This is a genomic window from Cellulomonas sp. EB106-03-03-XG116 (assembly GCF_058792015.1).
The window spans coordinates 23,050-36,495 of record NZ_JBYTEP010000032.1 but is presented as its reverse complement, the minus strand read 5'-3'; the positions used below and the strand labels follow the sequence as shown (position 1 = coordinate 36,495).

Genomic DNA, 13,446 nt, shown 5'->3' with positions numbered 1-13,446 from the left:
GCAGCCTCCCCTCCCTCCCGTGGGGGCTGTGCCCCCCCCCCCCCCCCCCCCGCCGCCCCGTCGGCGTCAGGCGAGGACGGCCCCCGCCGCGGCGTCCCACCGCGCGGCCCAGTCCCCGATCGGCTCGACGCCCGCGGCGCGCAGCGCCTCGTGCCCGAGGACGGAGTACGCCGGCCGCGGCGCGGGACGGACGAACTTCTCCGAGGTCGTCTCCCGCACGATCGCGGGGTCGAGCCCGGCAGCCGCCACGGCGGCCCGCGCGAACCCGTGCCACGACGTCCGCCCCTGGGACGTGCCGTGGTACGTCCCGGCCGGGGCCCCCGACGCGACGAGCCGCTCGACGAGGTCCGCGAGGTCGGCGGTCCACGTGGGCTGACCGACCTGGTCGGCCACGACGTCGAGGCCGCCCTTCTCCGCGGCGACCCGCGCGATCGTCTTCGGGAAGCAGCCGCCGTGCGCGCCGTACAGCCACGCCGTGCGCACGATCAGGTGGTCCGGGGCCTCCGCGCGGACCGCCCACTCCCCCGCCGCCTTGGTGCGGCCGTACGCCGAGCGCGGCAGGATCGGGGCGTCCTCGGCGTACGGCCGGTCCGCGTGGCCGTCGAAGACGTAGTCGGTGGAGACCTGCACCAGGCGGGCGCCCGCCGCCCGCGCGGCGCGGGCCAGCAGGGCGGGTCCGGCGGCGTTCACCGCGAACGCGGCCGCCTCGTCGGACTCGGCCGCGTCGACGGCGGTGTACGCGGCCGCGTTGGCGACCACGTCGAACCCCGCCGCGGCGTCCGCGGTCGCCACGGGGTCCGTGACGTCGAGGTCGGCGCGCCCGAGCGCGGTCACCTCGTGGCCGCGCTCGCGCAGCAGCGTCACAAGGTCCTGCCCGAGCATCCCGTGGGCACCCGTCACCAGCCAGCGCACGTCTTCTCCTCTTGTCGGCGAACCACGGCAGCGTACCGGCCCGGCTAGGCTTCCCCCCGGCCGTTCGAACCCTGAGAGGACCCCCATGACCTACCGCGAGCTCGCCGTCCCCGGTGCCTGGGAGATCACCCCGAAGCAGCACGGCGACCCCCGTGGCGTCTTCCTCGAGGCGTTCCAGGGCGGCCCGTTCGCCGAGGCGACCGGTCACCGGTTCGACCTGCAGCAGGCCAACATCTCGGTGTCGGCCGCCGGCGTCCTGCGCGGCATCCACTTCGCCGACGTCCCCCCGGGCCAGGCCAAGTACGTGACGTGCCCGAAGGGCGCGGTGCTGGACGTCGTCGTCGACATCCGCGTCGGCTCGCCGACCTTCGGCACCTGGGACGCGGTGCTCCTGGACGACGTCGACCGGCGGGCGATCTACCTGGGCGAGGGCCTGGGCCACGCGTTCCTGTCCCTCGAGGACGGCTCGACCGTGATGTACCTGTGCTCGACGGGCTACTCGCCCGGGCGCGAGCACGGCATCCACCCGCTCGACCCGGAGGTCGGCATCGACTGGCCGACGCAGGCGCGCGACGGCTCGCCGATCACGCCGCAGCTCTCGGAGAAGGACCTGGCCGCCCCGTCGCTCGCCGAGGCCCGCGCGTCCGGCCTGCTGCCCGACCACGACGCCGTGCAGCGGTACGTCGCCGGCCTGGCCTGAGTTCCTGCCCCGGGCGCGTCGACCGACCCCGCCCGGGGCGGTCGGCGGGGTCAGCGTCGCGCGGCCAGCGCGCCCTCGTACGCGGCGACGTGCGCCCGGGCCGCCTCGCGCCAGGTGAACCCGGCCGCGCGGGCCTCGGCGGCGCCCGCCAGCCGCGCCCGCCGGGGCGCGTCGTCGAGCAGGTCCCGCAGCGCGACGGCGATCTCCGCGGCGGCCGTACCCGTGTACGCGACGGCGTCGCCGCCGACCTCCGGCAGGGACAGCTCGCGGGTGGTGAGCACCGCCGACCCGCACGCCATGGCCTCCAGCACCGGCAAGCCGAACCCCTCGCCCAGGCTCGGGTACGCGACCACGGTCGCCCCGGACAGCAGCCCGGCCAGGGCGCCCAGCGGCAGGTAGCCGGTGCGGATCAGACGCAGCCCGGCCGGCACCGCCGACACCGCCGCGTCGACCGCGGTGTCCCAGCCGGCGCCGCCGGCGAGCACGAGCGCGGGCGCGGGCCCGTCGCCCGCGTCCGCGCACGCCCGCACCCAGCCCTCGATCAGCGCGGGCACGTTCTTGCGCGGCTCCAGCGTGCCGAGGAACGCCACGTACGGTTCGTCGGCACCGAGCCCGACCGCGGCACGCACCCGCGCGCGCTCGGCGGCGTCCACGGGGTGGAACACCCCGGTGTCGACCCCGTGGTAGGCGACGGTGAACCGGCTCGCGGACCCGCCCGCGTAGCGCACGACCTCGTCCCGGGTGGCCCGGGACGGCACCACGAGCCCCGCCGCGCGGCGCACGGCGAGCCGGGTGGCGGTGCGGAAGAACCGCGCCTTCACCGGCGAGTGCAGCTGCGGGTGGCTGAAGAACGTGGCGTCGTGCAGCGTGACGACCAGGGGCACCGGCGTCGCGACCGGGAAGGTGTAGTGCGGGCTGTGCAGCAGGTCCACCCCGCGCCGGGCCAGCAGGGGCAGGGCCGTCTGCTCCCAGGCGAGCCGGGCGGGACGGCGCTCGACCAGCGCCGGGACGGGGACCACGTCGGCCCCGGGGACGAGCGCGGCCGTCTGGTCGGCGTCACGCGCCTGGCACACCACCCGCAGGCCCACCCCCTCCGCCTCGAGGGCGGGCAGCAGCGCGTCGACGTAGCGGCCGACACCTCCGCGGTCCGCAGGGATGGCCGTCGCGTCGAACAGAACTCGCACCTCGCCATCGTAGGTGCGGGCCGGGCCGGGCCGATGCGCGACACTGGGCGCATGGACACCTCCCTGCCGGGCACCGCCCCGTGACGGCGGCCACGCCGCAGGAGCTCGCGCCCGCGCGCCCCGACGTCCGCACCGCCCCGGAGGCCCGGCTGCGCCGGTGGCGCGGCCGCCAGATGGACCCGCGGCGCAACGGGCTCAACGTGGTCCGCCTCGGCCTCGCGGTGCTGGTGCTGCACGCGCACGCCTACTACATCTCCGGGCGCGGCGTCGGCCCGCACGTCGACGGCGAGAACCTCGGCGGCTGGGCGGTGTTCGGGTTCTTCGCGGTCAGCGGCTACCTGATCACCGGTTCGCGCTGGCGCAACCCGCTGTCGACGTACCTGGTGCACCGGGTGGCGCGCATCTTCCCCGCGTTCGTGGTCTGCCTGCTGGTGATGGTGGCGGTGGTGGGGCCGATCGGCTACGTGTGGCTGCACGGCACGCTGTCGGGCTACCTCACGACGAGCACCACGCCGGCGAACTTCGTCTGGAGCAACCTCTTCCTGCGGGTGAACGCCTACGACATCGCGGGGACGCCGGCCGACGTGCCGTACCCCGGGGCGTGGAACGGCTCGCTGTGGAGCCTGTACTACGAGTTCCTCTGCTACCTGGTGGTCGGGCTGCTCGCCCTGGTCGGCTTCGTGCGCCGTTCCGTCTGGGGCCTGGTGGGGGCGTTCGTGCTGTCGGTGGCCGCCCACGCGGGCTGGCCGCACGGCGTCGCGACCCTGCTGGGCGGCAACGTCGACGCCCAGCTGCTCGCCAAGCTGCTGCCGCTGTTCCTCGGCGGCGCGCTCGTGGAGCGGCTGCGGCACCGCCTCCCGATGCACTGGGCTGCCGCGGCCGGCAGCGTGGCGGTCGTCGCGGGAGCGGTGTGGCTGCTCGACGGGTGGGGTGCGCAGCTGACCGCGCCGTTCCTCGCGTACGCGCTGATCTGGGTCGGGTCGGCGCTGCCGATCCCCGACCTGCTGCGGCGCCACGACGTGTCGTACGGCATCTACATCTACGCGTTCCCCGTCCAGCAGCTGCTGGTGCTGACCGGCGCGCACGAGCTGCCGCTCCTGGCGTACGACGTCGTCGCCCTCGCGGTCACCGTGCCGCTGGCCGTCGCGAGCTGGCTGGTCGTCGAGCGGCCGGCGATGCGGTGGGCCCGGCGGTCCACCGCCGCACGGCCCGCCTGAGACGACGACGGGGCGGACCCTCCGGTCCGCCCCGTCGTCCCGCGCCGGTCAGGCGCCCTGCTGCTCGTCCACCCACCGCGCGAGGCGGTCGACGCCCTCCGCGAGCGACACCTGCGGGGCCCAGCCCAGCACCTCGCGTGCGCGGGTCACGTCGGCCCACGCGTGGCGCACGTCGCCCTGCCGGTACTGCCCCGTGACGTGCGGGTCCGGCGCGCCGTAGAACCGCGCGATCAGCCGGGCCGCGTCGGCGATCGTCTGGTGCTCCCCGGAGCCGATGTCGATCGGGTCGCTGCCGGGGTCGGCGGCCGTCGACGCCGCGAGCAGCGCCCGCGCGACGTCGTCGACCAGCACGAAGTCGCGGCGCACCGCGCCGTCCTCGTAGAGCGGGATGGACGCGCCCTCGCGTGCCAGCCGGCAGAAGAGCGCCATGATCCCGGTGTAGGAGTTGGTCAGCGACTGGCCGGGGCCGTAGACGTTCTGCAGCCGCAGGACGACCGCCTCGACCCCCTCGGAGTTCGCCCACGAGGTGATGATGTGCTCCTGCGCCAGCTTGGTCGCGCCGTAGACGCTCACCGGCGCCGGGCGGGTGGTCGCCGCGGACATCGCGACGGGCTCCGCGCCGGGGAAGTCCCACTCGTGCCGCTCCAGGATCTCCGCGGTGCGCTGCCCCGGCAGGAACAGCGTGCCGTCGGCGCGGCGCCAGGCGCCCTCGCCGTAGACCGCGCGGCTGCTCGACAGGACGATGCGGCGCGGCCGGACGCCGGCGCGCCGCAGGCCGTCCAGCATCTGCGTGGTGCCGACCACGTTCGCCTCGGCGTGCCGGGTGGACTCGGTGAGCGACTGGCCGGTGCCGGTCTCGGCCGCGAGGTGGATGACGACGTCGGGTCGGACGTCGGCGAGCAGCGCGTCCCACGCGGCCGGGTCGGTGACGTCGCCGACGACCAGCTCGACGCCCTCGGCGAGCTCGGCGGGCCGCTCCGGGCGGGCGTGCACCTGCGGGTGCAGGTTGTCGAGCGCGACGACCCGCCCGAACGTCCGCACGAGGTCCGCGGACATGGTCGTGCCGATGAAACCCGCCCCGCCGGTGACGAGGACGGTCTCCTCCTGGGGCGTGCGGGCGGGCGTGGGCGCGTTCACTGCGGGTCCTCTCGTCGGGTGCCGGCGGGTCGTCCGCCGCGGGTGGGGGTCGGGGCGGCGGTCACGACCGCATCGGGCCGAACGCGTGCCGGAGCATGGTGCCCACGGCGCCGGACCGGACCGCGCGCGGGAGCAGGGTCAGCGCGTGCAGCCGCGAGGTGACCGCGAGCCGGGCGGCGCGCGCGGCGCGGTGCCAGCCCTGGGCGTCGCAGCGCGCGGCCACGTGCGCGAAGTAGGCGCGCTCGCCGCTGAACCGGCGGCCGTCCAGCAGCGACGCCGAGGAGGCGCTGTGGCTGTGCCGCCGGTACCGGAAGCACACCCGCGGCTCGAGGACGAGCTGCTCGCCGTCGAGCACCATGTCCATGACCAGAGCGAGATCCTGGATCAGCGGCAGGTCGTCGAGGAACGGCGTGCGCACCAGCACGTCGCGCCGGAACACGAGCGACGGCCAGTACAGCCAGTCGCCGTGCATCAGGTTCGCGGCCAGCGGCTCGCCGGACAGCACCCGGGCCGCGCTCGCGCGCGGCCGGACCACGTCCTGCTTCACGCGGTCGGCCAGCGGGCGCACCACCCGGCCGTGCTCGTCGATCACCTCGACACCGGGCTGGACGATCGCGGCACCCGGGAACCGGGCCCGAGCCGCGAGCACCACGTCCACGAAGTCGGGCAGCAGCACGTCGTCGCAGCCCAGGATGACCACGGACTCCTGCGTCGCCATCGACACGCAGGTGCGGTAGTTCGCGGTGATGCCCTCGTTCTGCTCCTTGCGCACGTACGTGATGCGCGGGTCGTCCATCGACGCGAACCAGGCCGGGACGCTCTCGTCGGGGTACGCGTCGTCCACCACCGTGAGCAGCCAGTCCCCGTTGCGCTGGGCCAGCACGCTCGCCACCGTCTCGCGGAGCAGGGCCGGGTCGCCCCAGAACGGGACGAAGATGTCGAGCGGCATGCAGGAGGACCTTCCGGATCGGGCGGGTGACATGGGCCAGACTAGGGGCGCCGCGCGCCGCGGCTCACCCCGACCCGGAGGCAGAACCCCTGTGAACGTCCCGTCCCGCACCCTCCCCCGCGTCGTGCTGTCCATGCTGACGCTGGTCCCCGGGGGGATGGGTGGGACCGAGACGTACGCCCGGGAGCTCGGCCGGGAGCTGGCCCGGTCCGGCCGCGTGTCGGCGTCGGTGCTGCTGCCCGCGCAGGCGGCCGGGTTCGTGCCGGATCTGCCCGAGGTGCTCGCCCCCGAGATCGTCCCGTCGCCCTCGACGGCGGCGCGGCTGCGGACCGTCGCGACCTCGGTGCTGCGCCGGGGCCGGCTGCTCGGCCGCGCACCGCGGGGCGCGGTCGTGCACTACCCGTTCACGGCGACCGTGCCCCTGCCCCGCCGCGGCGACCGCGTGGTCCAGTCGCTGCACGACGTCCAGCACCTCGACATGCCGCACCTGTTCTCGCGGGCGGAGCTCTGGTACCGGCGCCTGTACTACGACCGGGCGGCACGCCGCGCCGACCGGGTCATCACCATCAGCGAGTTCTCCAAGCAGCGCATCGTGCACCACCTGGGCGTCCCCCCGGAGCGGATCACCGTCGCGCACCTGGCCGTCGACACCGCGGCGTTCACGCCGCAGCTCGGTCCGCGCGAGAACTTCCTGCTGTACCCGGCTCGCGGCTGGGCGCACAAGAACCACGAGCGGCTGCTGGCGGCGGTCCGCCTGCTCCGGGAGGACGACCCGACCCTGCGCCTGGTCCTGACCGGCGGCGGGCTCGAGGGCCTCGGGGAGCTGCCCGACTGGGTGGACGCCCGCGGGAACGTGCCGCGCGCCGAGCTGCTCGAGCTCTACCGCACCGCGGCCTGCCTCGTGTTCCCGAGCCTGTACGAGGGCTTCGGCATGCCCCCGCTCGAGGCGATGGCCTCGGGCTGCCCCGTCGCGTCGTCCTCGGCGGGCTCGCTCGCGGAGGTCTGCGGGGACGCCGCCGCGCTCTTCGACCCGACCGACCCCCGGGCGATCGCCGACGGCGTGCGCGCGGCCCTCGCCGACGCCGAGGGGCTGCAGCGACGCGGGCTGGAGCGCGCCCGGCTGTTCACCTGGGCGGCGTGCGCCGCGGCGCACGAGGAGGCGTACCTCGCGGCCCACGACGGCGGGGTCCGGGCGTGACCGCCGGCGCCGACCGCGCCGACGAGGCCACCGGGAACGGCGCGCGGTTCGGCGGCGTCGGCGTCGCGTCGCTGGTCGCCGCGGCGGCCGGCTACCTGGTGCTGCTCGTCGCGGCCCGGGTCCTGGACCCGGCCGACAACGCGGACTTCCTGGCGTTCTGGGGGCTGCTGTTCTTCTGCTTCGGCGTGCTCGGCGGCCTGCAGAACGAGACCACCCGGGCCGTGCACGTCACGCTCGACGGCGCCGGCCCCGCCGGGGGGCCCGTCGCCGGCCCGCGCGTCCTGCGCGCGGGGCTGCTGGTGGGCGGGGTCGCCGCCGCCGTCCTCCTCGTCACCGGCCCGCTCTGGGCGCGCGCGGTGCTCGGTCCGGACCCGTGGCTGCTCCTGGTCGTGGTGGCCGTCTCGGTCGTCGCGTTCTCCGGGCACGCCGCGATCGCGGGGGCGCTCGCCGGCGGCGGCAGCTGGCCGACCTACGCGCGTCTGGTCGGGGCCGAGTCCGTCGTCCGGCTGGTGCTCACGGCGGGCGCCGCGGCGGCCGGGCTCGCCGGCGCCGGCATGGCGGCCGGTGCCGGCCTGGCCGCCGCGACCTGGCTGGGCTTCTCGGCGGCCCCGGCGGTGCGCGCGGCCCGGACGCGCCGCGCCGGGATGCCCGGTCGCGCGTTCGCCGCGGGGACCGCGCAGGCCATGGCCGGCACGGCTGCGAGCGCCGCCCTCGTCGTCGGGTTCCCCGTGCTGCTGCGGGTCACCACCCCGGCCGAGGCGTACGCGCAGGCGGCGCCCCTGCTCATGGCCGTCCAGCTGACGCGGGCACCGCTGCTCATCCCCCTCAACGCCTACCAGGGGGTGGCGATCACGCACTTCCTCGCGCACCGCGAGCGCGGCGCCCGTCCCCTCGTCCTGATCGGCGGCGCCGTCGTGGCCGTCGGCGCCGTCGGGGCGGCCGCGGCCGCGCTCGTCGGCCCGTGGCTGATGGCCGCGGTGCTGGGCCCCGCGTACCGGGTCCCGGGCGGCGTCCTCGCGGGCCTGACCGCGTCCGCCGTGGCGCTGGGCCTGCTCACGCTGACCGGCGCCGCCGTGCTGGCCCTGGGCAGGCACCGTGCCTACGCCGCCGGCTGGGTGGTCGCGACGGTCGTCTCGGCCGCCGTGCTGCTCGCACCCGGGCCGCTCGAGCTGCGCGCGGTGCTCAGCCTCGCCTGCGGGCCGCTCGTCGGCGTGCTGGTGCACGCCGCCGCGGTGCGCCGGGCGACCGCGGGGCGCCGGTAGGATGGCCGCCATGCCTTCCGCCAGCAGCGCGCGGATGCTCGTCGTCGTGCCGGCCTGGAACGAGCAGGACACCGTCGCAGGCGTCGTCTCCGAGCTCTTCTCCGCCGTCCCGGACGCGGACGTCCTCGTCGTCGACGACGGGTCCACCGACCGCACGGCCGAGCAGGCCGCCCGCGCCGGCGCGCTCGTCCTCGAGCTCCCCATCAACCTCGGCGTGGGCGGTGCGATGCGCGCGGGGTACACCTACGCGATGCGCAAGGGCTACGACCTGGCCGTCCAGGTGGACGCCGACGGGCAGCACGACCCCGCCGAGATCCCGCGGCTGGTGGCGGCCATGCGCCGCGAGCAGGCCGACATCGTGATCGGCGCCCGGTTCGCCGGGGTCGGCGACTACGAGGCGCGCGGTCCGCGACGCTGGTCGATGCGGCTGCTGGCGGGCGTGCTGTCCCGGGTGTGCCGGACGACGCTCACCGACGCGACGTCCGGGTTCAAGCTGAGCGGCCGGCGGGCGATCACGCTGTTCTCGGGCAACTACCCCGCCGAGTACCTGGGAGACACCGTCGAGTCGCTGGTGATCGCCGCGCGGTCCGGTCTGGTCGTGCGCCAGGTCGGGGTCGCCATGCGGCCCCGCGCGGGCGGCCGGCCGTCGCACTCGCCCGTGCGCGCCGCCGTCTTCCTCGGGCGCGCCGCGCTCGCGCTCGTCATCGCGCTGTCCCGGCCGACCGTCGCCGCCCAGCCGGCGCTCGAGATCGAGGGGACCGCATGAGGCTCACGATCATCTCCATCGTCGTGTGCCTGGCGCTGGTGCTCTCGCTGCTGCACCTGCTGCGCACCCGGCGGATCCGGGAGAAGTACGCCGCCGTCTGGATCGTGCTGACGCTGGCGGTCGTCGTCATCGGCGTGTTCCCCGGGCTCGCGTTCTGGCTCTCGGACCTGGTCGGCGTCCAGACGCCCGCCAACCTGCTGTTCGCCCTGGCGTCGCTGGTCCTGCTCGCGGTGTGCATCCAGCTGAGCACCGAGGTCTCCGCCCTCGAGGAGGAGAGCCGCACCCTCGCCGAGGAGGTCGCGCTGCTGCGGCTCGAGGTGCGCCAGCACCTGACCCGTGCCCAGGGCCCGTCGGGCCCGCCGCACCCCGAGCAGCCCGGCGCCGCGCCGCGCACGAGCGAGGAGGACGCCCGGTGAGGTCCCACGACAAGGTGTTCTGGGGCTGGTGGGGCGTGCTCTTCGTGCTGTCGTCCCTGTGGGCGGTGGCCAACCCGCTCATGGCGTCGCCCGACGAGCCCGCCCACACCGTCAAGGCGGCCGCGGTGGTCCGCGGCCAGCTGACCGGTCCGGACACCACCGGCGGGACGTCCGTCGACGTGCCGTACTTCTACCGGTTCGTCACCGCCTACCCCACGTGCTACATGTTCGTCCCGGACGAGCCCGCGGGGTGCGACCTGACGCCCACGGAGGACCTGGACGAACCGTCCGACGCCGTGACCCCGGCCGGGCGGTACAACCCCCTCTACTACGCGGTCGTGGGGCTGCCGAGCCTGCTCCCGGCGGGTGACCCCGTGCTCTACGTCATGCGGATCCTGTCCGCCGCGTTCACCACCTTCTTCGTGGCGCTCGGGCTGCGGGCGCTCGCCCAGACCGGACCGCCGACGTGGGCGGTGCCCGGGGTCGCGGGGGCCCTGACGCCGATGGTCGTGTTCCTGACGTCGACGGTGAACCCGGCGGCCGTCGAGATCACGGCCGCGTTCGCGCTCTGGTGCCAGCTGCTCGCCCTGCTCCGGCACCCCGACCCGGCCCTGGTGCGCAGCCGCATGTGGTGGATCGCCCTGTCGACCGCCTTCTTCGTCAACGCGCGGGGCCTGTCGCTGCTGTACTGCGCGATCCTGGTCGCGGCGGTGCTGCTGATCTCGCCGTGGCGGTCGTTCGTCGACGTGGTCCGCCGGCGCGCCTCCTGGCCACCGCTCGCCGCGATCGTCCTGTCGTGCCTCGCGGCGGCCGCCTGGGTGGTCGGCACCAACTCGCTCGGCTCGGGCTCGGCGGTGAACCACCCGGACATGACCTTCCCCAACGCCGCGCGCCTGAGCGTGTACGCCTGGGACGGCTTCGTGCTCAACATGGTCGGCCAGTTCGGCTGGATGGACACCCCGCTCGAGGGCTGGGTACTCATGGCGTACGCGGCCGGCGCCGCCTTCGTCGTCCTCGTCGCCCTCGCGGTCGGCACCTGGCGCGAGCGCGCCGTGATCGGCCTGGTCGCCGCGGCGACCTACGTGGTGCCGGTGGTGGTCCACGCGTCCCAGGCGCACTACCTCGGGTTCATCTGGCAGGGCCGCTACATCCTCCCGGTCGCGATCGGCGTGCCGCTCCTCGCGGCGTTCGTCGTGCACCGGCGGGCGCGGGAGGTCCCGGCGGCGTGGCTGCCCGGCGTCCAGCGCCTCGGCGTCTCGCTCGCGGTCGTGCTCGGCTCCCTGCTCGCGGTCGTCCAGCTGGTGGCCTTCGCGCAGAACCTGCACCGGTACGTGAACGGGGACGACGGCGGCTGGTTCTCGCTCGCGCCGGACGCGTGGCTCCCGCCGCTCCCGCTGCCGCTGCTGGCGCTCCTCGCCGTCGTCGCCGCGGCGGCGTTCGGCGCGGCCGTGGTGCTCACCGCCCGCGCCGGGGCGAGCGTGCCAGCCGGGACGGGTGACGAGCCGGCGGGCAGCAGCGAGCGTCCGGCCGTCGGGTCGACGGTGTGACGACCTCCTCCGTCAGCGTCGTCGTGGTCACCTGGAACGGCCTCGACCTCACCCTCCGGTGCCTCGACTCGCTCTCCCGCCAGGACGCGGCCGGCCGTGACGTCGAGGTCGTCGTCGTCGACAACGGCTCCACGGACGGCACCGTCGCGGCGATCGAGGCCCGCGACGACGTCCGGCTCGTGGCCCTCGGGCGCAACACCGGGTTCGCCGGCGGTGTGAACGCGGGCGTCGCCGCGACCTCGGGAGACGTGGTGGTGCTGCTGAACAACGACGCCGTCGCCGAGCCGGGCTTCCTCGACCGCATGGTCGCCCCGTTCGACGCGGAGCCCGGCCCGGTCGGCGCCCGCCTCGGCGCCACGACCGGGCGGGTCGTCCTGAGCGGCCGGTTCCGCCCCGCCGCCCCCGGGGAGCCGGGCCTCGTCGACCACGCCGGCCGGACCTGGGTGCGCACGGGCGACGGCACCGGGACCCGCCTGCTCAACAGCACGGGCAACGAGGTCACCCGTTCCGGCAACGGGCGCGACCGGGACTGGCTGGCCGACGCCGGCGGGCCGCCCGCGCCCGCCGCGGTGTTCGGGTTCAACGGCGGCAGCGCCGCGCTCGCGCGCGCGGCCCTCGAGGACGTCGGCCCGCTCGACGAGTCGCTGTTCATGTACTACGAGGACACCGAGCTGTCGTGGCGGCTGCGACGCCGGGGCTGGGTGGTCGCGCACGTGCCGGACGCCGTGACCGTCCACGACCACGCGGGGTCGTCCGACGCCGGATCGGCGTTCTTCCGGGACCACAACGAGCGCAACCGCCTGCTCGTGGCCCTCGTGCACGCACCGGTGCCGGTCGTCGCGCGCGCGCTCGCCCGCACCGCGTCCCGCGTCTGCCTCGGTCCCGAGCGCCGCCGGCGCGCCGCCGCCCTCGGGACCGTCCTCCGACGCGCGCCGGGCGCCCTCAGGCGGCGGCGCCGGGTGGACCGCTCGGCGCGCGTCCCCCGGTCCGAGGTCGCCGCGCTGCTCGTACCGGACGGGGCGCCCGGATGACCGCGACCGTGCACGTCGGCGTCACCGTCGAGCAGTCCTGGCAGCGGGTCCCCGGTGGCTCGGCCGCGTACACGGTGGAGCTCCTCGAGGCGCTCCGCCGACGGGACGACGTGGCGCTGACCGGCCTCGCCGCCGCGCACCGGCACCCCGCCCCCGAGGAGTACCGGCCGCCGGTGCCCGTCCGCTCGATGGGCCTGCCGCGCTACCCGCTCTACCGCTCCTGGAACTGGCTCGGCGCCCCCCGCCCCGAGTGGGCGGTCCGGCGGCTCGACGTGGTGCACGCCTCGACGTGGGCGATCCCGCCCACGTCGCGCCCGCTCGTCGTCACGGTGCACGACGTCGCGTTCCTGCGCGATCCCGGGCACTTCACGCCCCGCGGCGTCTCCTTCTTCACCCGCGCGCTCGAGCGGACCCGCCGGGAGGCCGCCGCGGTGGTCGTCCCCTCCCGGGCGACCGCCGACGACTGCGTCGCCGCCGGCATCGCCCCGGAGCGCCTGCACGTCGTTCCGCACGGCGCCCCCCGCTGGACCGTCGGCCCGGACGACGTCGCGTCGTTCCGGGCGCGGTTCGAGCTGCCGGAGCGGTTCGTGCTCTGGTGCGGGACGCTCGAGCCGCGCAAGAACGTCGGCGGGCTGCTGGCCGCATTCGCGGAGCTCGCCCGGCGCGACCCCGAGGTGCACCTGGTGCTGGTCGGGCCGCCCGGCTGGGGCGAGCTGCCGACCCGCCCGCCCTCCGGCCCGTGGGAGTCCCGCGTGCTGTCGCTCGGCCGCCTGGCCGCCGCCGACCTGCACGCCGCCTACGCCGCCGCGTCGGCGTTCTGCTTCCCGTCGACGTGGGAGGGCTTCGGCCTGCCGGTGCTCGAGGCGATGTCCGTCGGCACCACGGTCGTCACGTCGCGCGGCACGTCGATGGCCGAGGTCGTCGGCGAGTCCGGTGTGCTCGTGGACCCCGCGGACCCGGCAGACGTCGCAGCCGGCCTCGAGCGCGCCCTCTCCCCGGAGGGTGCGGCGCTCGGCGCGGCGGGCCGCACCCGGTCGGCGCAGTTCCGCTGGGCCGACGCGGCCGAGCAGCACGCCGCCGTCTACCGCGCGGTCGCCGGCTGACCGCGGCCCTGCCCACCACCCCCC

At 76.2% G+C, this 13,446-nt stretch carries 13 protein-coding genes; 9 read left to right on the top strand and 4 right to left on the bottom strand.

Features of this window, described 5'->3' with window-relative positions:
- Positions 1-66 precede the first annotated feature (66 nt).
- Positions 67-912, bottom strand: a complete 846-nt coding sequence (gene rfbD / locus AC3WUG_RS12705) for a dTDP-4-dehydrorhamnose reductase (RefSeq protein WP_492327994.1) — start codon at positions 910-912, stop codon at positions 67-69.
- 85 nt (positions 913-997) lie between these two features.
- Between rfbD and AC3WUG_RS12700 the strand changes: the two genes are divergently transcribed.
- Positions 998-1,612, top strand: a complete 615-nt coding sequence (locus AC3WUG_RS12700) for a dTDP-4-dehydrorhamnose 3,5-epimerase family protein (protein WP_492327993.1) — start codon at positions 998-1,000, stop codon at positions 1,610-1,612.
- 50 nt (positions 1,613-1,662) lie between these two features.
- Here the strand turns inward: AC3WUG_RS12700 and AC3WUG_RS12695 are convergent, their stop codons facing one another.
- Entirely contained in the window at positions 1,663-2,796 is a 1,134-nt protein-coding gene (locus AC3WUG_RS12695; protein WP_492327992.1) for a glycosyltransferase family 4 protein, read from the bottom strand.
- Between the two features lie 80 nt (positions 2,797-2,876).
- Here AC3WUG_RS12695 and AC3WUG_RS12690 point away from each other — a divergent pair, with 80 nt between their 5' ends.
- Complete coding sequence (locus AC3WUG_RS12690; protein WP_492327991.1) at positions 2,877-4,013, top strand: acyltransferase family protein; 1,137 nt, start codon at positions 2,877-2,879, stop codon at positions 4,011-4,013.
- A gap of 48 nt (positions 4,014-4,061) precedes the next feature.
- Here AC3WUG_RS12690 and AC3WUG_RS12685 read toward each other — a convergent pair whose 3' ends face one another.
- Both AC3WUG_RS12685 and AC3WUG_RS12680 read right to left on the bottom strand, forming a co-directional pair.
- Positions 4,062-5,150 (bottom strand): NAD-dependent epimerase/dehydratase family protein, encoded by a 1,089-nt coding sequence (locus tag AC3WUG_RS12685; protein ID WP_492327990.1) that lies wholly within the window; start codon positions 5,148-5,150, stop codon positions 4,062-4,064.
- A gap of 61 nt (positions 5,151-5,211) precedes the next feature.
- On the bottom strand, positions 5,212-6,099 hold the full coding sequence (locus AC3WUG_RS12680; RefSeq protein ID WP_492327989.1) for a glycosyltransferase: 888 nt from the start codon (positions 6,097-6,099) through the stop codon (positions 5,212-5,214).
- 91 nt (positions 6,100-6,190) lie between these two features.
- Between AC3WUG_RS12680 and AC3WUG_RS12675 the strand changes: the two genes are divergently transcribed.
- Genes AC3WUG_RS12675 through AC3WUG_RS12645 form a run of 7 tightly spaced genes read left to right on the top strand, consistent with a single transcriptional unit; the run spans position 6,191 to position 13,422 of the window.
- Complete coding sequence (locus AC3WUG_RS12675; RefSeq protein WP_492327988.1) at positions 6,191-7,297, top strand: glycosyltransferase family 4 protein; 1,107 nt, start codon at positions 6,191-6,193, stop codon at positions 7,295-7,297.
- Complete coding sequence (locus AC3WUG_RS12670) at positions 7,294-8,559, top strand: hypothetical protein (protein WP_492327987.1); 1,266 nt, start codon at positions 7,294-7,296, stop codon at positions 8,557-8,559. Before AC3WUG_RS12675 ends, AC3WUG_RS12670 begins: the two co-directional genes overlap by 4 nt.
- Before the next feature lie 10 nt (positions 8,560-8,569).
- A complete protein-coding gene (locus AC3WUG_RS12665; protein ID WP_492327986.1) occupies positions 8,570-9,325 on the top strand; it encodes a glycosyltransferase family 2 protein in 756 nt (251 codons plus the stop codon).
- Complete coding sequence (locus AC3WUG_RS12660) at positions 9,322-9,741, top strand: DUF2304 domain-containing protein (RefSeq protein ID WP_492327985.1); 420 nt, start codon at positions 9,322-9,324, stop codon at positions 9,739-9,741. The genes AC3WUG_RS12665 and AC3WUG_RS12660 overlap by 4 nt, the downstream gene beginning before the upstream one ends.
- Positions 9,738-11,288 carry a DUF2142 domain-containing protein gene (locus tag AC3WUG_RS12655; RefSeq protein ID WP_492327984.1) on the top strand — a complete coding sequence of 517 codons (1,551 nt, stop codon included), beginning with the start codon at positions 9,738-9,740 and terminating at the stop codon, positions 11,286-11,288. The genes AC3WUG_RS12660 and AC3WUG_RS12655 overlap by 4 nt, the downstream gene beginning before the upstream one ends.
- Positions 11,285-12,319: a glycosyltransferase family 2 protein gene (locus AC3WUG_RS12650; protein WP_492327983.1), complete on the top strand. Its 1,035-nt coding sequence runs from the start codon at positions 11,285-11,287 to the stop codon at positions 12,317-12,319. The genes AC3WUG_RS12655 and AC3WUG_RS12650 overlap by 4 nt, the downstream gene beginning before the upstream one ends.
- Positions 12,316-13,422: a glycosyltransferase family 4 protein gene (locus AC3WUG_RS12645; RefSeq protein WP_492327982.1), complete on the top strand. Its 1,107-nt coding sequence runs from the start codon at positions 12,316-12,318 to the stop codon at positions 13,420-13,422. Before AC3WUG_RS12650 ends, AC3WUG_RS12645 begins: the two co-directional genes overlap by 4 nt.
- Positions 13,423-13,446 lie beyond the last annotated feature (24 nt).